Genomic DNA, 20,850 nt, shown 5'->3' on the forward strand with positions numbered 1-20,850 from the left:
TCCTTGCCTCAGCGCTGCCGCGTCTGCTGCAGGCCGGCCACGATGGCCTGGCCGTTGGCTTGGACGAATGCCGTCAGGGTTTCCTGCGCCCGCGCGCCGGTGTCTGCGATCGGCGTGTACACCACGACCACGGCCGAATCGTCGCCGTGCCCGAGCAGGCGCGAGAGCGCCCCATGGACCTTGGCCAGCGCATCGCTGGCGACCAGGCGGCCGTTGACCCAGTAGACCTGCCAGGCCAGCAGGCGCACCGCGCCCGCGCTGCCGACGAGCGAAGCCCGCAGCTCGGCCTGCCGCACCGGCACAGTCCCACCGGGCCAGGGCGCGCTGGCCGTGCCCGCGCCGACTTCTGCCCAGTCCTTGTCGGAGTAGGTGACCAGTTGGTTCGAGGAAGACACCAGCTTGCGCTCGGTGTTCTGGCTACGGTAGTAGCCGATGTACAGGCCGACCGGCTGGCCATTCTTGACAGCCCCCTGGAACAGCTCGGCCGAGGGATTCTGGAAGGCCGGCTTCCAGTCGGCCGACGGCCGCTCGGCGGCCTGCCAGCCGTCTTGCAGGCTGCCTTGCAGGACCAGCTGCGGCGGCGCGTGGTTCTGTGCGTGCTGCAATCCCCAGACGACACCGTGGGGCGCCAACACCACGAGGACCAAGGCCAGCAGCACGGCAGGGCGGAACCGACCGGCTGCGCCGCCGGTCGCGGTCAGCGGCTGCTTCATGTCGGGCGACGGCTCGGACCAGCGCGCGCCGATCGCGAACATCAGCATGATGACAATGCCGAAGAAGAGCCAGCCATAGATCAGGTGGTCGACACCCGTGGCGATGGTGTTGCCCGAGTAGTGGCCCAGCATCACGATGATGTAGGCGCGCAGCCAGTTCGCCACGATGGGCACCAAAATGGACACCAGCACGAACAGCACGCGGCGGCGCGGCGACTGGTAGTTCAGGTAGGCGAACAGCGCGCCGACGGTGACCGAGGCGATCAGGTAGCGGATGCCGCTGCAGGCCTCGACCACGGACCAGTGGCCCGACGGGATCACGAACTGCTGGCCTTCGCGATACACCGGGATGCCGCTCATGCGCAGGGCCAGCACGGTAAAGTCGGCCGTCCACTCCATCAGCCGCGGCATCATGAAGTCGCCGATGGGCACGGCGAAGAACAGGAAGCCCAAGGGGAACAGCAGGGCCCAGGCCACCTGCCAGCCCAGCACCGCCGGCACGGCCAGCACGACGAGCATGGTCAGCGCCAGCTGCGTCGCCGCGTTGACGGCCACCAGGTCGCCCAGCAGCCACAGCAGCGCCGCGCCCAGCATCAGCACGACGGCCGTGGGGCTGGGCTCCGGCACGAGGCCGGCCAGCCGGCGCCGTTGCCGCCACACCAGCCACAGCACGATCGGGGGCACGAGCAGGCCATGGGCATAGGTGTCCGACCGCAGCCAGATGGCGACCATGGCAGAGGCCGTCTCGCGGTACAGCAACAACAAGGCCACCAGCGTCAGGACCAGCAGCGCCAGGGGCCGCCGCCAATGCGCGGGCAGGCCCGGCGCGGAGGAAGATGGAGCCATGCTGGCGCTCATGTCGGTAGCAGTGCCGGTGGGGCCGTCACGGCCGTCGCGGCCGGTGTGGTCGGAAGGTGCCGGTCGATGCCGGCGAGGTGGGCGTCCCAGCTGAAGCTGGCCAGCACCTTGGCGCGTGCCGCCACGCCGGCGGCGGCGGCCTGCGGCGCATCGGCCAGCAAAGTCTCGACCTCGGCGACGAAGCCGGCGGCGTCAACGGCCGGAAACATCTCGACGCCAGCGCGCGCACCGATGGCCTGCGCGCACTCCGCGGTCGCCACCACTGCCTTGGCCATGGCCATGGCTTCGAGGATCTTGTTCTGGATGCCGCGTGCCACCCGCAACGGTGCCACCACCAGCGCTGCGTGCTGCAGGTAAGGGCGCACGTCGTCCACGGTGCCGGTCACGGTCACGGCCTCGGACGCCAGCGCGCTCACGGCCGGCGCGGGATTGCGTCCGACGATGTAGAAGCGCAGGCGCGGCCAGCGCAGGCGCAGTGCCGGCAGCATGTCGGCGCAGAACCAGCTGACGGCATCGATGTTGGGCCAGTAGTCCATGGCACCGGTGAACACCAGCGGCAGTTCGTCGGCCGCATAGGGCGAGGCGCGCTGCGGGTCGGGAGAGAAGAACTGCGCGTCCACGCCATTGCACAGCGGCTCGACGTTTGCGCCGCTGCCCTGCGCCTGGCTGCGGAACAGCTCCGTCTCCTGCGGGGTGACGAAGAACGAGCGCCGCGCGCGCTGCGCCACGGCACGCTCGAACGCGAGCAGGCGTTCGCCCTCGCGCCGGTACAGCCAGGACATCGGCCAGGGGCGCGCCGCCGCGTACTGGGTCCACTTGGCCGAATCCAGATCGACGAAATCCACCAGCATCGGCAGGTTCGCCGGTGCGTATTGCGCCATGGCCGAGGAGAACACCACGCTCGCGTCGATGGTCTCGGTCGCCAGCGTCTCGCGCACCCAGCGCGCCAGGCCTGCATCGCGGTAATAGGCCAGTGTCAGCGCCTCGCCGCGCAGCAGGCCGGACAGGCTGCGCAGCTTGGCCCGGCGCGGCTGCAGCGGCGCCACATGCAGTTCGGGGCAGATCGCGCGCAGCGCGGGCAGGTGGGCTTCGTCCTGTGGATCGTCGATGAAGGTGCCCAGCAGCACGCGGTGCGAGCACTGCAGGTGCCGCAGCAGATGGTACGAGCGCACCTTGTCGCCCTTGTTGGGCGGGTAAGGCATGCGGTGCACCAGGTACAGCAGCGTGGCCATCGGAGTTCAGCCCAGATTGCGCACGATGTGCGGGCCGACGAAATTGACCAGCGCACGCGGCAGGCGGCGCCAGGTGCGGATCACGAACTGGTACTTGGCGTTGGACGGGTTGTTCTGCGGCACCGCGTCACGCTTGTAGAGCTGGTACTCGTAGTGCAGCGGCTGCGGCTCGAAGCCCCAGTTCTTCTTGAACGCGAAGGAGCCCGTGCCCTGCTTGCTGCGGCCGTAGTCGAACACGCGCGCACCACGGGCCGCGGCATGGCGCATCAGCTCCCAGTACTTGAAGTCGTTGCCGGCCAGGTCGCGCGCGGCCTCGTCGTCGCCGGCGTAGTAGGGCAGCACCTCGTCGCGAAAGTAAAAGCTCAGCACGCTGCTGAGCGGCTTGCCTTCGCGTGAAGTGACGGTGAGCACCTCGCAGTCCTGGCCGAAGGTCGTCAGCAGAGCCTGGAAGTAGCGCTTGGACATGGCCGGCGTGCCGTGGCGGTGCACGTTGTCGGCATAGAGCGCAAAGAAGCGGTCCACGTTGGGATCGATGCTGCTCTGCAAGCCGTTCTTGATGCCCTTGCGCACCATGGCGCGCTGCTTGCGTGGGATGGCCAGCATGTTGGCCTCGTCGTCGGCGACGATGTTCTTGCGGAACGTGACGTACAGGTCCTGCAGCGGCCAGTCGGCATGCCGGCGCTGCACGTTGCGCATCTCCAGATGGTCGACGCCAAGCCGGCGCGCCAGGCTCTGCGCCTCCTGCTCGAGCAGCTGCGCGGCCGCAGGATCGCTGGCCGCCACGCCGCCATAGACGCCAAAGGGCAGGCTGACCAGCGCATTGCCGAACAAGCGGCTCTTGACGTGGCCGAGTGGCAGCACGCCCACGATCGCACCGCCGTCTTCGGCGTAGAGGAAATGGCTGTCGTGCCGAAAGATGTCGCGCAGCAGGGTCTGCCAGCCGGCGCGGTGGAAGAAACTGGCTTCGGGGCACTGGTGCACGAAGGCATCCCAGCGGCGGTACGCCTCGGCATCGCCGGGCTGCAATCGTTGGATGGTCAGCATGGGAACGGTCAGGCCGGCGTGGCCGCAGGACGCAGGAAGATCTCGTCCATGCGGCCCCACTTGAAGTCGCCCATCAGGCGGTCCAGGCGCGCTTCCATGCGGTCGATGTTCACGTAGTGGCGAAAGCGTGCCTTGGCATCGATGCCGGCCACGCGCGGCTGCTCCGGATCGATCTCCCAGGGATGGAAGTAGAAGATCGCGGCCTCGCGGTCCTGTGCGTTCACACGGCGCAGCATCCAGCGCGACAGGCCGTACGGCAACAGGCGGAAGTAGCCGCCACCGCTGGAGGGCAGATTGCGCTGCAGCATGCGCAGCGTGGTGACCGGAATCTCCAACAGCCCGTCGCGCACGGCATGGGCGAAGCGCGGCGCGTCCGGCATGCCGTAGTGGTCGTGCTGGATCGGGTAGATGCTGGAGCTGTACTGGTAACCGGCGGCCTGCAGGCAATCGAAGGCCCACAGGTTGCGCGTGCCGATCGAGAAGCTGGGCGCACGGTAGCCCTGAACCGCCACACCGCCCAGGTCTTCCAGGATCTGCTTGGCACGCTGGATATCGGCCAGGAAGTCCGGCTCGCTCTGGTCGCTCGCGCGTTCGTGGCCGTACCCGTGGCTGGCCAGCTCATGGCCTTCGGCGACGATGCGGCGCACCAGTTGGGGATAGCGCTCCGCGATCCAGCCCAGCGTGAAGAAGGTCGCCTTGGCGCCATGGCCGGACAGCATGTCCAGAATGCGGTGCACATTGCGCTCGACACGGCACTCGCGCGTCTCCCACTCGTCGCGGCGGATGTAGGGGGCGAACGCAGAGACCTGGAAATAGTCCTCCACGTCGATGGTCAGGGCATTGGTGATCGGTGCTGCGGCGGTCATGGTGTCTTGTCCTCTGCCCCACGACGCGCAGCAACGACGAGTTTCTTCAGCATCGCAAGCACCTCCAGGTTGATCCGCTCCAGGCGGAGCAAGCTGCGTTCCAGGCGCTGCAGGCGATCGCCCTGCTGCTCCTGGTCCAGGCCGGAAATCTGCGCTTCCATGCCGTCCAGGGCGTCCGCATCGAACTGCAGGCCGCCGACGACCTCATCGCCGACCGGGGTGGTCGACCAACTCCGCTGCGCCGGTGCCGGGCCCGACTGGGTCAGCCCGGATTCTTCGCGAATCTCCCGCGCCACCGAGGTCACATCTTCGGCGGTCAATGTGTCTTTTTCGTTCAGGAAACCCAGCAGCAACAGCCGATCGCAGATCGCATTGATGCGCCGAGGAATGCCGCCGCTGGCGCTGAAGATCTCGACGAAGGCCTCGGGCTCGAAATGCGGCCGCCCGGTGCCACCGGCGCACTTGAGCCGGTGTTCGATGTAGCCCTGCGTCTCTTCCTGGTCGAGCGGACCGATGTGGCAGGCCGCGATCACGCGCTGGCGCAGCTGCTGCATCTGCGGATGCTGCAGGATGTCGCGAAACTCCGGCTGGCCGACCAGGAAGCTCTGCAGCAGCGCCTGGTTGCCGAACTGGAAGTTGGACAGCATGCGCAATTCCTCCACCGCGGACTGCGTCAAGTTCTGCGCCTCGTCCACGATCAGCAGGCAGCGCTTGCCCTGCACGGTCTGGCCGACCAGGAAGGCCTCCAGAGACATCAGCAGATCGGCCTTGCTCGCGTCCTTGGTGCGCACGCCGAAGGCCGCGGCCACCATGCGCAAGGTGTCTTCGGCCTCCAGCTGGGTGCTGACCACGTTGCCGGCGACGACCTTGCTCGGGTCCAGGCTGTCCAGCAAGCCGCGCACGATGGTGGTCTTGCCGGCACCGATCTCGCCGGTGATGACGATGAAGCCCTCGTTGCGCAGCACGCCATAGTCCAGGTAGGCCTTGGCCCGCCGGTGCTGCTTGCTGGCGAAGTAGAACGTGGGATCGGGGTTGAGCTGGAACGGTTTGCCGCTCAAGCCGTAGTAGGCTTCATACATCAGTCAGAACTGCAAGCTGAGCCCGCCACGCAGCGCGGATTCGGAGTAGGAGGACAGGCTGCCACTGGACACCGTCCGGCGCAGCCCCAGGGTTCCGGTCGTGTGCGGCCCGAGCTTGGTCGACAGGCTGATGTTGAGCGAGCGCAGGTCGCTGCTCTGCGCGCCGCTCTGCTGGCCGGCTGCCCGCGTCATCGAGCCGAGAACGCTGAGCGAGGACTGCGGCGTCAGGCGGCGCGAATAGACGATGTTCAAGCCGTGCTGGCGCACATAGTTTGAACTGCCCAGGTCTTCACCGGTGTCGGCGGTCACCTGCCGCAGGCGGCTGGTCTCCGATTGCGACACCGAAAAACTCAGCGTGTCACGCAGGCCGATCAATGAGAACGAGGCATCCCGGCGCCGCGTCAGCGTCACGGAGGAGCTGAGGAAGCCCAGGTCCACGCTGGTGCTGCCATCCAGGCCATTGGCCAGCAGAAAGGAATTGACCAGCTGCGCACGGCGCACGGGATCGGGCTCGAGCGAGGTGAACTGGAAGAAATACAGGTCGTACAACGTGCCGACACTGAAGGAGCCGGCCTGGCTCGGCGTCGAACTCGCATCGCGCGAATCGGAGAAGCGCCATGCCGAGCGCGGCGTGCGGTGCTCGAAGTTGACGTTGTAGGCGCGGCCGAAGAAGCGCTTCTCCAGCAAGGCCGAAAAGCGCGTGCGCTCGGACAATGCCCACTGGACCTGCCCGCCGAACGTGGCGTGGCTCTCCTTGTCCTGCGAGGCGTAGTTGTTCGACTCCCAACCCGGGATCACCGAGATCGACAGCTGCGGCGAGAAGGGATGGGTCAGGAACGCGCGCACCCGGTCGGATTCGTACGAGCGGCCCGAAGCGTAGTCCTGCTTCTGGTGGTTGGCATCGAGCGACCAGCCGATCACGCGCTGCTGGTTGTTGCTCGCCAGGCGCAAAGACAGATCGTCGAGGTCGTAGTCCGCCGCGACCAGACTCGACTTGGTCCGTGAAGCGGTGCGTCCATAGCGCAGCTCATACTGGGACCAGTCGCCGAACCGGCCCCGCACGTAGGGCGACACACGATACAGCGCCGCCTCAGTCCGGTTCTGGTTGTCCGTCACGTCGCTGCCCGAACGCGTACCGAAGGCCGAGATCGTTTGCTGTGAGATGTTGCCGGTGAAATCCACAAAGGCGAAGTTGTCCGCCACCTCCAGGCTGCCGAGCGCCCGCAGCGCATTCTGGTTGCGGTCCAGCGACCGCTCGCGCGCGTGCAGCAGCCGGGTGAGCGAATAGTCGACATTCGCTTTCAGGCGATCGCCCTCGGCCGTGAAACGCAGGCCAGGGCTCACCGAGGTCACGAAGTCTGCGACCTTCTCCACGCCTCCACGCGAGTGGACGTTGTCGGTCCAGGTGCCCTGCACAGAAACACGGGGAACCAGGGACATCTGTCGGCGGTCGCTCTGCCCACTGCCTTCGGTTGCAGGCGTTTGCCGCCCCGACAAAGGCTCCGGTGCCGCAGACGACAACCCGTTGGAGGTTTGCCCGTGGGCAAACGAAGCAGCGCCAAACAGCCCCGCCACGACCAAGGCCTGCGCCAACCCACTTTCCCGCGCGAAAGCTGGACGAAGAAACTGCATCAGGGGAAGGCCTTGCCGCATGGACAACCGGCCTCAGCTGCCATAGCCATAGCCATAGCCATAGCCCTGGCCATAACCGCCGTAGCCATAGCCCTCGCCGGCGCCCGCCTTGGCTTGGTTCAACACCATCATCTTGACAGGGCAGGACTCGATGGTGGCCAGGGCGTGCTGCACGTCGTTGCGCAAGGTTTTCTCCGCATGGACGACCACCACGATCTGCCCCATGTGCGTGGCCAGCACGCGGGACTCCGTTGTCAGCAGCAGCGGTGGCGAGTCGAAGATGACAATGCGGTCCGAGTAGCGCCGCGCAATGTCGGCGATCAGCGTGTTCATGGCATCGCTGGCCAGCAACTCGGTGGCTCGCGGATGCGGCGTACCGCTGGGCAGCAGGGTCAGCTTGTCGATGTTGGTCCGCAGCAGCACCTGGGACAGGTCAGCCTTGTCGTCGACCAGCAGGTCGAGCAGGCCGCGGCTGGCAGGCAATCCCAGCATGCGCAGGATCGACGGGCGTGCCACATCCGCGTCCACCAGCATGACCGTGTTGTTCAATTCGGTGGCGATGCTCAGCGCCAGATTCAGGGCGTTGAAACTCTTGCCCTCCCCCGCCACCGCACTCGTGACCATGATCAGGTTGCCGTTCACGATGGGCGTCGTGCCCTTGCCCATCGCGTTGGCAATGAGCGGACGCTTGATCACGCGGTATTGGTCGGCGATCTGGGACCGTGGCGCATTGGGGCTCACGAAGCCGGCGGCCGTCAGCGCATCCAGATCCAGATCCACCTGGCGCGAGATCACGGAGGGACGTGCCGGGGCCGGGGCCGGGGCCGCAGGCTCGGGCGCAACCGGTGCCGCAGCGGCAGCAGGGGCGGCGACGATGTCCGGCACCGCCACGCCCGCCTGCCGCAACTGCTCTAGGCGCCGCGACGCTTGTTCGATCAGACTACTCATGCCATCCTCAAGCGGCCCTGCTGGCCATGAAGGCCATCAGGCCGATGCCCAGCGCGAAACAGACAACCAAGCTGCCCGAAGCCGCCGCAAACTTCCAAAGGTTCCTGCGCTCACTGCGTTTGGCTTCGTCGCTGACGACCAAGGTCACCACCCCCAAGAGCGGCAAGGCGACAGCGTTGCGCAGTGCATGCGCGTTGTGGAACACGGGACGCAGCTGGCTCAGGGCCAGGGCCACCGCCACACCGACCGCCAAGGAGGCGACCAACGCCCCAACCAGCAACAAGGACCGGTTGGGCGCCACCGGGCGCTGCGACACGCGCGGTGGATCAATCAAGCGGAAATCCGCCACGCCAGCGACGGAATCCAGATTGCCCGTCATGGAAGCGGACTCGCGCCGCGTCACCAGATCCTCATAGTTCTTTTTGTTGACCGCATAGTCCCGGTTCAGCTGCGCGTACTCTGCCTCGATCTGTGGCGCCGTCTTCGCCTGTTCCTGCGCCCTGGCGTAGCGTGCGCCAAACTCGGCGACGCGCGCGCTCAGCGACGCCACCCGCACTTCGGCCGTGGCGAGCAAACGCCCCAGTTCCTGGACCGCCAAGCTGCTGTTGGAGCCCGTGATCGGATCTGACACGGCCGCCTTGCGCAATGCCTCGACCTCCTTGCTTTTCTGCTCTTCAAGCTCCTTGATCGAGCGCCGCGTCGCTGTGACGTCGGGATGCTGCTCCGTGTAGCGCTGCAGCAGGTTGTCGAGATTGCGTTTTTGCTCGGTCAGCCGGCCATCGATTTCCGGCGTCGGAAACAGGCGTTCAGCATCACCGCTCTTGGCCGCTTTGGCGACCTGTGCACGCTCCGACTCAAGCTGGCGCTTGGCGGAATCGCGCGCGCGTTCGGCTTCCACCAATTCGAGTTTGGCGCTGTTGTACTGGGCGCCCAACTCGCCAATCCGGGAGGCGACATCCGGGCCCGCCGCGGACTGTAGTTCGATGTTGCGCAGCCGGAATTCCTTCAAACGCGTCTCGGCTTCCTCCAGTCGCGTTTCATACATACGGATCTGCTCGGAAATGAACTTCTGTGCAGCCGCCGTGTCCTTGCGGGAATCGCCCAGACTGGATTCGACGAAGATCGACACCAGCGACTGGACGACCTTCTGTGCACGCGGTGGCACGGAGTCACGGTAGGTGATCGTGTACAGGTTGTCGCGGCCCGCGCCCCGGATCTCCAGCGTGCTCATCAAGGTATCGATCAAGCGCTCGCGCGCCGCCGGGGAGTCGATGTTGAGATCCAGGTCGGCCATGCGAACCAGCTTCTCGACGTTGGGCCGGTTGATGAGCGTGCGGCTCAACATGACGACCTGCTGGTTCACATTGGGCTGCACCGCCAGGCCCGACATGAGCGGCTTCAAGATCGATTGGGTATCGACGAATATCCGCGCAGAAGCCTCGTATTTGTCAGGAATTCGCAGCACGACGGCCGAGCCAATAATGGCAACAACCCACGCCGCCAGCAACCCCCACCACCGATGCTTCCACGCGCCTTTGGCGAACGTGGAAATCTGGTTGATTAACTCGTCCATCGATCAGAACCAGCTTTGCGGAATCACCAAAATATCACCGGGCTTCATCTCGACGTTGTTAGAAATCTCCCCGCGTTTGACCAGATCACGCAAACGCACTGAATATTGCTTTCCACCTTCCGAAGTGCGCAGGATCGAAGCCGCGTTGCCATCGGCAAAATCGGTCAGACCGCCCACGGCGATCATGACGTCCAGCAGCGTCATCTTCTGTTTGTATGGCAGGAACTGGGGTTTGGCAGCCTCACCAACCACACGAATCTGCTCACTGTAGGGGCCGACGAACGACGTCACGATCACGGTCACCACCGGATCGCGCACAAACTTGCCCAGCAACTGCTCGATTTCGCGCGCAATCTCTGTGGAGTTTTTGCCTTGGGCAATCAATTCATCGACCAACGGCGTGGAAATCTTGCCATCGGGCCGCACCGGAACGCTCATCGACAACTCCGGATTGCGCCAGACGATGATATTGAGCGAATCACCCGGACCGATAATGTAGTTATAGTCGCCAGATGCGGCCAATGTCGGCGCGGCTGGGTATCTATTGGAGGCGCATCCCACGAGAATGATCGCCGTGAGGAAAAGTCCAAGCTTGCTGATCAAGCCTCGAATCGCAGCGTGATGAAGTTTCAAGGCAAATCCCCTACAGTATTCGGGCAACAGTTCTTCGAGCGGGGCACTATAGCGCACTTCCCCCCGCACGATTGCGACGTTCCGGCCAGCGGTTCACAGGCTGTGACCAGCGGCGAAGCCATCGATTCTCTGCGCGCAGCACGCGCGATTCGCGCGACAAATGCACATAAGTGCCAAGTATGTTGCGCCGCGCAACGGCGCACTGGCTCACACGCGGTAGTAGCTTCGGTACCAGGCAACGAAGCGGGCGATGCCCTGCTCCAGCGGCGTTGCCGGCACCGCCCCCACCCAGTCGCCCAGCGCCTGCACATCGGCATAGGTGGCGAGCACATCACCATCCTGGAGCGGCAGCAGGCGCTTCTCCGCCGTCCGCCCCAGCGCCTGCTCGATGCAGCCGATGAAATCCAGCAAGGGCACAGGATTGCGGTTGCCGATGTTGAACACGCGGTAGGGCGCCTGGCTGGTGGCCGGATTCGGGTGCGCGGCATCGAACGCAGCGTCCGGGCTTGCCGGCCGGTCGAGCACCCGCAGCACGCCGTCCGCGACATCGTCGACATAGGTGAAGTCGCGCTGCATCTGCCCGAAGTTGTAGACCTCGATGGGCCGCTGCTCCAGGATGGCCTTGGTGAACAGGAACAGCGCCATGTCGGGGCGCCCCCAGGGTCCATAGACGGTGAAGAAGCGCAACCCCGTGGTCGGCAACCCGTACAGATGGCTGTAGGTGTGGGCCATCAACTCGTTGGCCTTCTTGGTGGCGGCGTACAGGCTCACGGGATGGTCCACGGCATCGGCCTCGGCAAACGGCATCTTGGTGTTGCCACCATAGACGCTGGAGCTGGACGCATAGACCAGATGGCGCACCTTGTGGTGGCGGCAGCCCTCCAGCACGTTGACGAAGCCGACCAGATTGCTGTCCACATAGGCATGCGGATTGCGCAGCGAGTAGCGCACACCGGCCTGCGCCGCCAGATGGACCACACCATCGAACCCATGCCGCGCGAACAGGGACGCCATGCCGTCGCGGTCGGCCACGTCCAGACGGTCGAAACAAAAACCGGGCAGCCCCTGCAGCAACCCCAGGCGGCTCTCCTTGAGCGACACGTCGTAGTAGTCGTTCAGGTTGTCCAGGCCCACGACCTCGTCCCCGCGTGCCAGCAGACGCTGTGCCACATGCGCACCGATGAAGCCCGCCGCCCCCGTCACCAGAACTTTCACGCCTGGCCTCCTTGCGCATAGGCACTGTCCAACTGGGTCTCGATGGCCTTCCACAAGGGGCGGATCATCAGGCGCAACCCGGCTTCCACGGTGACCGCACGAATCAAGGACGGCACCCGCGTCCCCCGGTGCTCGACCGGCGCCCCGATGGGCACGATTTCCACGCCCAGCTTGGCGAAGTGCTCGGCCAGTCGCGGCTCCGTCAGCGTGAAGAGGTACTCGATGTTGTGGCGCCGGGCGATCAGCACCGAAGCCATGTACAGGCCGACCGGGATGTACGGGAAGCGGGGCTGCTGCGCATCGCCGAAGTCGCTCACGTCCAGCGCCACCTCCTTGTGGTCCTCGCCACGACGGCGCCGGAAATCCGACAGCACGGCCAGCCGCGACACCTCGGCGATCCGGTCACGCGGCAGGCGCGAAGGATCGATCTGGTCGCGGAACAGGGAATCGCGACAAGATTTCTCGAACGGCAGCAGGGAATCCGGCGCAGCCGGGTCGGTCAGGATCACGCGCGCGCAGCCCACCAGCCGCGGCGAGGTCTCGGCGGTGCGCATCAGGCAATGCATGGAGCGCACGTCGTAGGCGTCGGTTTCGCGCTGGTCCGGCCGCACCGGCTCGAAGCCCAGCTCGCGCGCATAGACATCGTGGCGGATGAAGAAGACGTCGTTCTCCTCCTTTTCCGTCAACGCCGGAGCGACGGAAAAGAAGCGGTTGAAGTTGTCGGCAAGGTTGAGTCTGGACATCGAAGGCTCCGGGTGCTGGCGTCGGCAGAAGCCGAGCATAGCGACCACCCCGTACACAAGCGCCACGACCACCGTCAAATCTGTGGACTCGCTCACAAAATGGTGAGGTTCGCCGGCAACACTGCTCGTTTACAGCACAGATCCTAACGGCGAAGATGCGTCTGGACCACCGGGCTTTTGCTACATTTTGAGGCTATGGCTGCAGTCGACACGGCAAAGAACGCTCCCGGTGTGGCCCTGCCCGGGCTTGGCAGGGCCTTGATCGCCGCAGGGAAACTGGGGCAAAAGGCGGCCGAAGACCTGTACCGCAAGGCGCAAAGCGGCCGCACCAGCTTCATCGCCGAGCTGACCGGCTCGGGTGCCGTGTCGCCGTTCGACCTGGCCCACACCATGTCGTCGGCCTTCGGCGCGCCGGTGCTCGATCTGGATGCGCTGGATCCGCAGCGCCTGCCCAAGGATCTGCTGGACGCGAAGATTTGCCACGCGTACCGGGTGGTGCCGCTGTCCAAGCGCGGCAACCGCCTGGCCGTGGCCACGGCCGACCCGTCCGACCAGGAAGCGGCCGAAAAGATCAAGTTCGCCACCCAACTGGTGGTGGACTGGGTCATCGCCGAGTACGACAAGCTCTCGCGCATGCTGGAGTCCGGCGTGGGCCGCGTCGACACGACGCTGCAGAACCTGGTCGGCGGGGACTTCGAGTTCGACGAGGCGAGCGTGGCCGCCGCGACCGAGACCACCGACACGGCGGCGCAGTCCGAGGTGGAGGACGCCCCGGTCGTCAAGTTCCTGCACAAGATGCTGCTCGATGCCTTCGGCATGCGCGCGTCCGACCTGCACTTCGAACCCTACGAGCACAACTACCGCGTGCGTTTTCGCATCGACGGCGAGTTGCGCGAGATCGCCGCGCCGCCGGTGGCCATCAAGGACAAGCTGGCCTCGCGCATCAAGGTCATCTCGCGGCTGGACATCTCCGAGAAGCGCGTGCCGCAGGACGGCCGCATGAAGCTCAAGATCGGTCCGGAGCGCGTGATCGACTTCCGCGTCAGCACGCTGCCCACCTTGTTCGGCGAGAAGATCGTGATCCGGATCCTGGATCCGAGCAGCGCCAAGCTGGGCATCGACGCCCTGGGCTACGACCCCGAGGAGAAGGCGCGGCTGATGCACGCCATCGGCCGTCCCTACGGCATGATCCTGGTCACCGGGCCGACCGGTTCGGGCAAGACCGTGTCGCTGTACACCTGCCTGAACCTGCTGAACAAGCCCGGCGTCAACATCGCGACGGCCGAAGACCCCTCGGAAATCAACCTGCCGGGCGTCAACCAGGTCAACGTCAACGAGAAGGCGGGCCTGACCTTCGCCGCCGCACTGAAGTCCTTTCTGCGGCAGGACCCGGACATCATCATGGTCGGCGAAATCCGCGACCTGGAAACCGCCGACATCGCGATCAAGGCGGCGCAGACCGGCCACCTGGTGCTGTCCACGCTGCACACCAACGACGCGCCCACCACGCTCACGCGCATGCGCAACATGGGCATTGCGCCGTTCAACATCGCCTCCAGCGTGATTCTGATCACGGCCCAGCGGCTGGCGCGCCGGCTGTGCAACAACTGCAAGCAGCCCATCGAGGTGCCGCGCGAGACGCTGTTGCAATCCGGCTTCGAAGAAAAGGACCTGGACGGCAGCTGGAAGCCCTACCACCCGGTCGGTTGCAACCAGTGCAACAACGGCTACAAGGGCCGTGTCGGCATCTACCAGGTCATGCCGATCAGCGAGGATATCCAGCAAATCATCCTGGCCGACGGCAGTGCGCTGGACATCGATCGGCAGGCCAAGCGCGAGGGCGTCCGCTCGCTGCGGCAATCGGGGCTGCACAAAGTCAAGCAAGGCATCACCTCGCTCGAGGAAGTGCTGGCCGTCAGCAACGAGTAAGCACGTCCACCGCCGAGAGAATCTATGGCCACCGCAGTTTCCAGGGACGTCAAGGAGTTTGTCTTCGAGTGGGAGGGCAAGGACCGCAATGGCAAGCAGGTGCGCGGCGAGACCCGCGCGGCCGGCGAGAACCAGGTGCAGGCCTCGCTGCGGCGCCAAGGCGTGTTCCCGACCAAGATCAAGAAGCGCCGCATGCGGGGCGGCAAGTCGATCAAGCCGAAGGACATCGCCATCTTCACGCGCCAGCTGGCCACCATGATGAAGGCCGGCGTGCCGCTGCTGCAGGCCTTCGACATCGTGGGCCGCGGCAATGCCAACGCCAGCGTGACCAAGCTGCTCAACGACGTGCGCATGGACGTGGAGACCGGCAGCTCGCTGAGCGCGGCCTTCCGCAAGTTCCCGCTGCAATTCGACAGCCTGTACTGCAACCTCGTCGAAGCCGGCGAGGCCGCCGGCATCCTGGAGGCGCTGCTGGACCGGCTGGCCACCTACATGGAGAAGACCGAGGCCATCAAGTCCAAGATCAAGTCGGCGCTGATGTACCCGATCTCGGTGATCGTGGTGGCATTCGTCGTGGTCTCCGTCATCATGATCTTCGTGATCCCGGCGTTCAAGGAAGTGTTCAGCTCCTTTGGCGCAGACCTGCCGGCGCCCACGCTGCTCGTGATCGCCATCAGCGAGTTCTTCGTTTCGTATTGGTGGCTGATCTTCGGCGGCATCGGCGGCGGCCTGTACTTCTTCATGCAGGCCTGGAGACGCAACGAGCGTGTGCAGCAGGTGATGGACCGCCTGCTGCTCAAGGCGCCCGTTTTCGGCGTGCTGATCGAGAAGTCCTGCATCGCGCGCTGGACGCGGACACTGGCCACCATGTTCGCCGCCGGCGTGCCGCTGGTGGAAGCGCTGGACTCGGTCGGGGGCGCCTCCGGCAACTCGGTCTATGCCGTGGCCACCGAGAGGATCCAGCAGGAGGTCTCGGTCGGCACCAGCCTCACTGCGGCCATGACCAACGCCAAGGTGTTCCCGAGCATGGTGCTGCAGATGTGCGCAATCGGCGAGGAATCGGGCTCCATCGACCACATGCTCGGCAAGGCCGCCGACTTCTACGAGGAAGAGGTCGACGACATGGTGGCCGGCCTGTCCAGCCTCATGGAGCCCATCATCATCGTGTTCCTGGGCGGGCTGATCGGTGGCATCGTGATCGCGATGTACCTGCCGATCTTCAAGCTCGGCCAAGTCGTCTGATGCCCGGTACCGCCTGGCTGGACGCCGCGCTCGGCGGCGTCCTGGGATTGCTCATCGGCAGTTTCCTGAACGTGGTGGTCTACCGCGTGCCGGCCATGATGTACCGCGGCTGGTTGCGCGAATCTGCCGACAACCTGATGGCGGCCGATCCGCAGATGGGCGTGCCCACCTCGCTGTGGGACCTCGTGTTCGGCGGCAAGGCCACCCCGCCGCCGCACCTGTACGCCAGCGCCGAGGCGGCCGGCAAGGCACTGGACGCGCTGGCGCCGCTGGACCTCGTGCGCCCGCGCTCACGCTGCCGCGCCTGCGGCCACCAGATCCGCTGGTACGAGAACCTGCCAGTGCTGAGCTGGCTCGCGCTGCGCGGCGCCTGCTCGGCCTGCGGCACCCGCATCGGCTGGCGCTACCCGCTGGTCGAACTGGCGACCGGCGCCGTCTTCGCGCTGTGCGCCTGGCGCTGGGGCCTGGGCCCGGTGGCGGCGGCCTGGGCCCTGTTCGCTGCCCTGCTGCTGTGCCAGTTCCTGATCGACCTGGACACGCAGTTGCTGCCCGACCAACTCAACTACCTGCTGCTGTGGGCGGGCCTGCTGGCCAGCGTGCTGGGCTGGACCATCCCGCTGTCGGCGGCCGTCTGGGGCGCGGCAGCCGGCTACCTGGTGCTTTGGGGCTTCTTCCACGCCTACCGCTTGCTCACGGGCAAGGAAGGCATGGGCTATGGCGACTTCAAGCTGCTCGCGGCCCTGGGTGGCTGGCTGGGCGCCGACCATCTGCTGGCCATCCTGCTGCTGTCGTCCATCGTCGGAGCGCTGCTCGGCGGCGCGCTGCTGCTGCGTGGCCGGCTCGCGCACAAGGACGTGCCCATCGCGTTCGGGCCCTTCCTTGCCGGCGCTGGCCTTCTGTGCCTGGTGCTGGGCCCCAACCAGGTCCGGCATCTCGCGCCGTTCGCCTTCCCCTGGGGCTGACATGAAGACCCTCGGATTGACGGGCGGCATCGGCAGCGGCAAGAGCACGGTCTCTGGCATGCTGGTCGAGCGCGGCGCTGCATTGATCGATGCCGACGCCAACGCCCGCAGCGTCACGGCGCCGGGCGGCGCGGCCATCGCGCCCATCCGCGCGGAGTTCGGCGACGCACTGATCACCGCCGATGGCGCGCTCGACCGCGCCCGCATGCGCGAACTCGCCTTCCGCGATCCGGCCGCCAAGCGCCAGCTCGAAGCCATCGTGCACCCGCTCGTCGGCGAGCTGGGCCGCCAGCAATTGGAGGCCGCGCGCGCGGCCGGCCACGGCTGCGTGGTGTACGACATCCCGCTGCTGGTCGAGTCGGGCCGCTGGCGCGCCCTGCTCGATGCCGTGCTCGTGGTCGACTGCAGGCCCGAGACGCAGGTCGCGCGCGTGATGGCCCGCAGCGGCCTCACCGAGGAGGCCGTGCGCGCCATCATGGCCGCACAGGCTTCCCGCGCAGAGCGGCTGGCCGCGGCCGACACAGTCATTTACAACGATGGCATCTCCCTGGACGCATTGCGGAATGCCGTCCATCGGTTCGCTGAGGCCTTCGGGCTATGATCGGCGGCGAACGGAAGTCCAGAGCGTGATCCTTTACGAGTACCCCTTCAACGAACGCGTCCGCACATACCTGCGCCTGGAGCACCTGTTTCGCCGTCTGGTTGAACTGATGCCGCGCGAGCACCCTGTCGACCACCATTTCGCGTTGGTCACGTTGTTCGAGATCATGGACGTGGCGGCCCGCGCCGACCTCAAGTCCGACGTGCTCAAGGACCTGGAGCGCCACAAGAGCCAGCTGGCCGGCTACCGCGAGAACCCCGCCATCGACCAGCGCGTGCTCGAAGACGTGATCGGGCAGTTGGAACAGTGCTTCACGGCGCTGCACGAGCAGCCTGGCAAGGCCGGCCAACCGTTGACCGAGAACGACTGGCTCATGAGCCTACGCAGCCGCGTGAGCATTCCGGGCGGCACCTGCGGCTTCGACTTGCCGGCCTACTATGCCTGGCAGCACGAGCCTGCGGACGTACGCCGCCAAGCCATCGCCGGGTGGAGCACCACGCTGGCGCCGCTGGCCGAATCCATCCAGCACCTGCTCAAGATGCTGCGCGACTCCGGCGCGCCGCAGAAGGTGATGGCGCTGGCGGGCCAGTTCCAGCAGAACCTGCCGCAAGGCCGGACCTACAACCTCATGCGCCTGCGCATCGACCCAACGCTCGGCCTGGTGCCCGAGATCAGCGGCAACCGGCTCATGGTCTCGGTGCGGCTCATGCGCCTGGGCGAGGATGCCAAGCTGCACCAGGCCAGCGACGATGCCGCCTTCGAAGTCGCGCTCTGCGCCTGACATGGCCAGCGATCCTTCGGCACGCTGGGTGACGTGCCCGACCTGCAAGGGCAAGAGCCTGTACGCACCCAGCAATGCCTTCCGGCCGTTCTGCAGCGAGCGCTGCAAGAATCTGGATTTTGGCGCCTGGGCCAGCGAGAGCTTCGCCGTGCCCGATCCGACGCCGCCGGACGACCAGCCCTTCGGCGATCCCCGGCTTCAGTAGCCGTTCAGGCGCAGGTCGCGCCCGAGAAGCCGCGCTCCGCCGCCAGCCAGTCGAGCACCGGCAACGCGCCCGGCAGCACCGGTGACTGGGCCACCGGCAGCGTGGCCCAGGCGAAACGCTGGCCTTCGCGCATCTCCAGCTGGCCTGTCCAGGCGCACACCTTGCAGAAGTTGAGCCGCACCAGCGCGTGCGGGTAGTCCACGAGCTCCACGCGCCAGGGCTCGGCCGCAGCGATCACGATGCCGATCTCCTCCAGCAGTTCGCGGCGCAGTGCCTGCTCCACGGTCTCGCCCGCTTCGAGCTTGCCGCCCGGGAACTCCCAGTAGCCTGCGTAGACCTTGCCCTCGGGGCGCGAGGTCAGCAGGAACCGGCCTTCGGCATCGAGCAGCACGCCCACGGCGACATCGACGGCTTGGCGGTCCGGCCCGCCCTCGCGGGGCCGGTCGCCATCGGCAACCAATGCTCTGCTCATGCCGCTGCGTGCCGGCCCGCGTAGTCGCGCGCGAACTGGTAGGCCACACGGCCGCTGCGCGAAGCGCGCTCGAGCGCCCAGACCAGGGCCTCGGGCCGCGCCGCCTCGACAGCCGCATCCGGCACGCCGAAGGAGCGCAGCCACTGGGCCACGATGACGAGGTACTCGTCCTGCGTGAACGGGTAGAAGCTGACCCACAGGCCGAAGCGCTCGGACAGCGAGATCTTCTCCTCGACCACCTCGCCCGGGTGCAGCTCGCCGTCGTCCGTGTGCTTGTACGTGAGGTTTTCCTTCATGTACTCGGGCAGCAGGTGGCGGCGGTTGCTGGTCGCGTAGATCAGCACGTTGGGCGTCGACGCGGCCACCGACCCGTCCAGGATGGACTTGAGCGCCTTGTAGCCAGGCTCGCCGTCCTCGAAGCTGAGGTCGTCGGCGAAGATGATGAACTTCTCGGGCCGCTGGGCCACGACCTCGACGATGTCGGGCAGGTCTACCAGGTCGGCCTTGTCGACCTCGATCAAACGCAGGCCGCGCGGCGCGTACTCGTGCAAACAGCCGCGGATCAGCGAGGACTTGCCCGTGCCACGCGCGCCCGTCAGCAGCACGTTGTTGGCAGGCTTGCCTTCGACGAACTGCAGCGTGTTGCGCTGGATCTTTTCCTTCTGGCCGTCGATCTCCTGCAGATCCGAAAGGCGCATCGCGCCCACATGGCGCACCGGCTCCAGCAGCGCGTGGCCGGAGCTGCGCTTGCGGTAGCGGAAGGCGATGGAAGCATTCCAGTCGGGTTCAGACAACGGTGCCGGCAGCACGCGCTCGATGCGCGCCATGAGCTGCTCGGCCCGCGCGAGCATGCGTTCGAAGGCTTCGTTCATCGGCTCAGGATCTGTAGTCGGCGTTGATGCTCACGTAGTCGTGGCTGAGGTCGCAGGTCCAGACCGTGTCGACGGCCTCGCCGCGGCCCAGGCCCACGCGGATCGTGATCTCGCTTTGCTTCATCACGCGCTGGCCGTCTTCCTCGCGGTACTCGGCCCGGCGGCCGCCGCGCGTGACCACGTGCACGTCGTCCAGGTGCAGTTCGATCCTCGTCTGGTCCAGATCATGGATGCCGGCATAGCCCACGGCCGCCAGGATGCGGCCCAGGTTCGGGTCGCTCGCGAAGAAGGCCGTCTTGACCAGAGGCGAATGCGCGATCGCATAGGCCGCGAGCCGGCATTCCTCGGCGGTCTTGCCGCCCTCGACGCGGATGGTGATGAACTTGGTCGCGCCCTCGCCGTCGCGCACGATGGCCTGGGCCAGCTTCTGCGCCACCTCGAGCAGGCCGGCGCGCAGTGCGCGGCCGTCCGGCGTGTCCCAGGATTCGACGACCGGGTGTGCGGCCTTCTGCGTCGCGATCACGACGAAGGAGTCGTTGGTCGAGGTGTCGCCGTCGATGGTCACGCGGTTGAACGACGCGTCGGCGAGGTCCTTGGCCAGCTGCTGCATCAGTGCCGGCGCGATCTTCGCGTCCGTCGCGAGGTAGCCCAGCATGGTCGCCATGTTCGGCCGGATCATGCCCGCGCCCTTGCTGATGCCGGTGATGGCCACGGGCACGCCCGACAGCAGCACCTGCGTGCTGAAGGCCTTGGGCACGGTGTCCGTGGTCATGATGCCTTCGGCGGCACGCGCCCAGTGGTCCGCCTTGGCATCGGCCAGCGCGGCCGGCAGGCCCGCGATGATGCGTTCGCTGGGCAGCGGCTCCATGATCACGCCGGTGGAGAACGGCAGGATCTGCTCGGGCGCCACGTCCAGCTGCTGGGCCAGCGCCACGCAGGTCGCCTGTGCGCGCGCCAGGCCGTCGTCGCCCGTGCCCGCGTTGGCATTGCCCGTGTTCACGAGGATCGCGCGGATGCCGTGACCGGCTTCCAGGTGCTTGCGGCAGATCTGCACGGGCGCGGCGCAGAAGCGGTTCTGCGTGAACACGCCGGCCACGGCCGCGCCTTCGTCGAGCAGCACGACCGTGAGGTCCTTGCGGTTGGCCTTGCGCACGCCGGCTTCGGCGACACCGATGCGCACGCCGGCGACGGCGTGCAGGTCTGCGGGATTCGGGGGGGAGAGATGGACGGGCATGGGGGCTCCTTGGGTC

General features: G+C 66.4%; 20 protein-coding genes. 6 read left to right on the forward strand and 14 right to left on the reverse strand.

All coding sequences use genetic code 11. The features are described from left to right. Positions 1 to 8: 8 nt before the first annotated feature. From xrtA to ASF45_RS25090, 11 genes are all read right to left on the reverse strand, one after another. Positions 9 to 1,559: an exosortase A gene (gene xrtA, locus ASF45_RS25040; RefSeq protein WP_235581028.1), complete on the reverse strand. Its 1,551-nt coding sequence runs from the start codon at positions 1,557 to 1,559 to the stop codon at positions 9 to 11. A gap of 8 nt (positions 1,560 to 1,567) precedes the next feature. Beyond that, complete coding sequence (locus ASF45_RS25045; RefSeq protein WP_056669667.1) at positions 1,568 to 2,803, reverse strand: TIGR03087 family PEP-CTERM/XrtA system glycosyltransferase; 1,236 nt, start codon at positions 2,801 to 2,803, stop codon at positions 1,568 to 1,570. A gap of 6 nt (positions 2,804 to 2,809) precedes the next feature. Beyond that, complete coding sequence (locus ASF45_RS25050) at positions 2,810 to 3,847, reverse strand: FemAB family XrtA/PEP-CTERM system-associated protein (RefSeq protein WP_056669669.1); 1,038 nt, start codon at positions 3,845 to 3,847, stop codon at positions 2,810 to 2,812. A gap of 8 nt (positions 3,848 to 3,855) precedes the next feature. Further along, the gene (locus ASF45_RS25055) at positions 3,856 to 4,713 is read right to left on the reverse strand and encodes an XrtA system polysaccharide deacetylase (RefSeq protein WP_056669672.1); all 858 of its coding nucleotides are present in this window, start codon (positions 4,711 to 4,713) and stop codon (positions 3,856 to 3,858) included. Then, positions 4,710 to 5,792: an XrtA/PEP-CTERM system-associated ATPase gene (locus tag ASF45_RS25060; protein WP_056669675.1), complete on the reverse strand. Its 1,083-nt coding sequence runs from the start codon at positions 5,790 to 5,792 to the stop codon at positions 4,710 to 4,712. Before ASF45_RS25060 ends, ASF45_RS25055 begins: the two co-directional genes overlap by 4 nt. A 3-nt stretch (positions 5,793 to 5,795) precedes the next feature. Further along, on the reverse strand, positions 5,796 to 7,232 hold the full coding sequence (locus tag ASF45_RS25065; RefSeq protein WP_162244054.1) for a TIGR03016 family PEP-CTERM system-associated outer membrane protein: 1,437 nt from the start codon (positions 7,230 to 7,232) through the stop codon (positions 5,796 to 5,798). A 225-nt stretch (positions 7,233 to 7,457) separates the two neighbouring features. Then, the gene (locus ASF45_RS25070) at positions 7,458 to 8,372 is read right to left on the reverse strand and encodes an XrtA-associated tyrosine autokinase (protein ID WP_056669681.1); all 915 of its coding nucleotides are present in this window, start codon (positions 8,370 to 8,372) and stop codon (positions 7,458 to 7,460) included. Positions 8,373 to 8,379: 7 nt separating this feature from the next. Further along, complete coding sequence (locus tag ASF45_RS25075) at positions 8,380 to 9,945, reverse strand: XrtA system polysaccharide chain length determinant (RefSeq protein ID WP_056669684.1); 1,566 nt, start codon at positions 9,943 to 9,945, stop codon at positions 8,380 to 8,382. Positions 9,946 to 9,948: 3 nt separating this feature from the next. Further along, positions 9,949 to 10,557: an XrtA/PEP-CTERM system exopolysaccharide export protein gene (locus ASF45_RS25080; protein WP_369802166.1), complete on the reverse strand. Its 609-nt coding sequence runs from the start codon at positions 10,555 to 10,557 to the stop codon at positions 9,949 to 9,951. A gap of 228 nt (positions 10,558 to 10,785) precedes the next feature. Next, positions 10,786 to 11,793 carry an NAD-dependent epimerase gene (locus ASF45_RS25085; protein ID WP_056669687.1) on the reverse strand — a complete coding sequence of 336 codons (1,008 nt, stop codon included), beginning with the start codon at positions 11,791 to 11,793 and terminating at the stop codon, positions 10,786 to 10,788. Then, the gene (locus ASF45_RS25090) at positions 11,790 to 12,608 is read right to left on the reverse strand and encodes a PEP-CTERM/exosortase system-associated acyltransferase (protein WP_235581034.1); all 819 of its coding nucleotides are present in this window, start codon (positions 12,606 to 12,608) and stop codon (positions 11,790 to 11,792) included. Before ASF45_RS25090 ends, ASF45_RS25085 begins: the two co-directional genes overlap by 4 nt. Before the next feature lie 123 nt (positions 12,609 to 12,731). Between ASF45_RS25090 and pilB the strand changes: the two genes are divergently transcribed. From pilB to ASF45_RS25120, 6 genes are read left to right on the forward strand one after another with little or no spacing between them, the layout of a single operon-like run. Beyond that, a complete protein-coding gene (gene pilB / locus ASF45_RS25095; protein ID WP_056669693.1) occupies positions 12,732 to 14,465 on the forward strand; it encodes a type IV-A pilus assembly ATPase PilB in 1,734 nt (577 codons plus the stop codon). A gap of 24 nt (positions 14,466 to 14,489) precedes the next feature. Continuing rightward, positions 14,490 to 15,707, forward strand: coding sequence for a type II secretion system F family protein (locus tag ASF45_RS25100; RefSeq protein WP_056669696.1), 1,218 nt, complete (start codon positions 14,490 to 14,492; stop codon positions 15,705 to 15,707). Next, the gene (locus ASF45_RS25105; protein ID WP_056669700.1) at positions 15,707 to 16,669 is read left to right on the forward strand and encodes an A24 family peptidase; all 963 of its coding nucleotides are present in this window, start codon (positions 15,707 to 15,709) and stop codon (positions 16,667 to 16,669) included. Before ASF45_RS25100 ends, ASF45_RS25105 begins: the two co-directional genes overlap by 1 nt. A gap of 1 nt (position 16,670) precedes the next feature. Continuing rightward, entirely contained in the window at positions 16,671 to 17,270 is a 600-nt protein-coding gene (gene coaE, locus ASF45_RS25110) for a dephospho-CoA kinase (protein WP_056669703.1), read from the forward strand. 25 nt (positions 17,271 to 17,295) lie between these two features. Next, the gene (zapD, locus tag ASF45_RS25115; RefSeq protein WP_056669706.1) at positions 17,296 to 18,051 is read left to right on the forward strand and encodes a cell division protein ZapD; all 756 of its coding nucleotides are present in this window, start codon (positions 17,296 to 17,298) and stop codon (positions 18,049 to 18,051) included. 1 nt (position 18,052) lies between these two features. Beyond that, complete coding sequence (locus tag ASF45_RS25120; RefSeq protein WP_056669709.1) at positions 18,053 to 18,256, forward strand: DNA gyrase inhibitor YacG; 204 nt, start codon at positions 18,053 to 18,055, stop codon at positions 18,254 to 18,256. A 4-nt stretch (positions 18,257 to 18,260) separates the two neighbouring features. Here ASF45_RS25120 and ASF45_RS25125 read toward each other — a convergent pair whose 3' ends face one another. From ASF45_RS25125 to argJ, 3 genes are read right to left on the reverse strand one after another with little or no spacing between them, the layout of a single operon-like run. Next, positions 18,261 to 18,728 (reverse strand): NUDIX domain-containing protein, encoded by a 468-nt coding sequence (locus tag ASF45_RS25125; protein ID WP_056669712.1) that lies wholly within the window; start codon positions 18,726 to 18,728, stop codon positions 18,261 to 18,263. Next, the gene (locus ASF45_RS25130; RefSeq protein WP_056669715.1) at positions 18,725 to 19,600 is read right to left on the reverse strand and encodes an ATP-binding protein; all 876 of its coding nucleotides are present in this window, start codon (positions 19,598 to 19,600) and stop codon (positions 18,725 to 18,727) included. The genes ASF45_RS25125 and ASF45_RS25130 overlap by 4 nt, the downstream gene beginning before the upstream one ends. Positions 19,601 to 19,604: 4 nt before the next feature. Further along, complete coding sequence (gene argJ / locus ASF45_RS25135) at positions 19,605 to 20,834, reverse strand: bifunctional glutamate N-acetyltransferase/amino-acid acetyltransferase ArgJ (RefSeq protein ID WP_056669718.1); 1,230 nt, start codon at positions 20,832 to 20,834, stop codon at positions 19,605 to 19,607. Positions 20,835 to 20,850: the final 16 nt, after the last annotated feature.

This window comes from Pseudorhodoferax sp. Leaf265, from assembly GCF_001422365.1.
GTDB lineage: Bacteria > Pseudomonadota > Gammaproteobacteria > Burkholderiales > Burkholderiaceae_C > Pseudorhodoferax.

What these genes read in the sequence shown, in the direction of transcription:
- xrtA (WP_235581028.1), bottom strand. Translation starts at nt 1,559, where the DNA reads ATGGCTCCATCTTCCTCCGCGCCGGGCCTGCCCGCGCATTGGCGGCGG.
- ASF45_RS25045 (WP_056669667.1), bottom strand. Translation starts at nt 2,803, where the DNA reads ATGGCCACGCTGCTGTACCTGGTGCACCGCATGCCTTACCCGCCCAAC.
- ASF45_RS25050 (WP_056669669.1), bottom strand. Translation starts at nt 3,847, where the DNA reads ATGCTGACCATCCAACGATTGCAGCCCGGCGATGCCGAGGCGTACCGC.
- ASF45_RS25055 (WP_056669672.1), bottom strand. Translation starts at nt 4,713, where the DNA reads ATGACCGCCGCAGCACCGATCACCAATGCCCTGACCATCGACGTGGAG.
- ASF45_RS25060 (WP_056669675.1), bottom strand. Translation starts at nt 5,792, where the DNA reads ATGTATGAAGCCTACTACGGCTTGAGCGGCAAACCGTTCCAGCTCAAC.
- ASF45_RS25065 (WP_162244054.1), bottom strand. Translation starts at nt 7,232, where the DNA reads ATGTCCCTGGTTCCCCGTGTTTCTGTGCAGGGCACCTGGACCGACAAC.
- ASF45_RS25070 (WP_056669681.1), bottom strand. Translation starts at nt 8,372, where the DNA reads ATGAGTAGTCTGATCGAACAAGCGTCGCGGCGCCTAGAGCAGTTGCGG.
- ASF45_RS25075 (WP_056669684.1), bottom strand. Translation starts at nt 9,945, where the DNA reads ATGGACGAGTTAATCAACCAGATTTCCACGTTCGCCAAAGGCGCGTGG.
- pilB (WP_056669693.1), top strand. Translation starts at nt 12,732, where the DNA reads ATGGCTGCAGTCGACACGGCAAAGAACGCTCCCGGTGTGGCCCTGCCC.
- ASF45_RS25100 (WP_056669696.1), top strand. Translation starts at nt 14,490, where the DNA reads ATGGCCACCGCAGTTTCCAGGGACGTCAAGGAGTTTGTCTTCGAGTGG.
- ASF45_RS25105 (WP_056669700.1), top strand. Translation starts at nt 15,707, where the DNA reads ATGCCCGGTACCGCCTGGCTGGACGCCGCGCTCGGCGGCGTCCTGGGA.
- coaE (WP_056669703.1), top strand. Translation starts at nt 16,671, where the DNA reads ATGAAGACCCTCGGATTGACGGGCGGCATCGGCAGCGGCAAGAGCACG.
- ASF45_RS25120 (WP_056669709.1), top strand. Translation starts at nt 18,053, where the DNA reads ATGGCCAGCGATCCTTCGGCACGCTGGGTGACGTGCCCGACCTGCAAG.
- ASF45_RS25125 (WP_056669712.1), bottom strand. Translation starts at nt 18,728, where the DNA reads ATGAGCAGAGCATTGGTTGCCGATGGCGACCGGCCCCGCGAGGGCGGG.
- ASF45_RS25130 (WP_056669715.1), bottom strand. Translation starts at nt 19,600, where the DNA reads ATGAACGAAGCCTTCGAACGCATGCTCGCGCGGGCCGAGCAGCTCATG.
- argJ (WP_056669718.1), bottom strand. Translation starts at nt 20,834, where the DNA reads ATGCCCGTCCATCTCTCCCCCCCGAATCCCGCAGACCTGCACGCCGTC.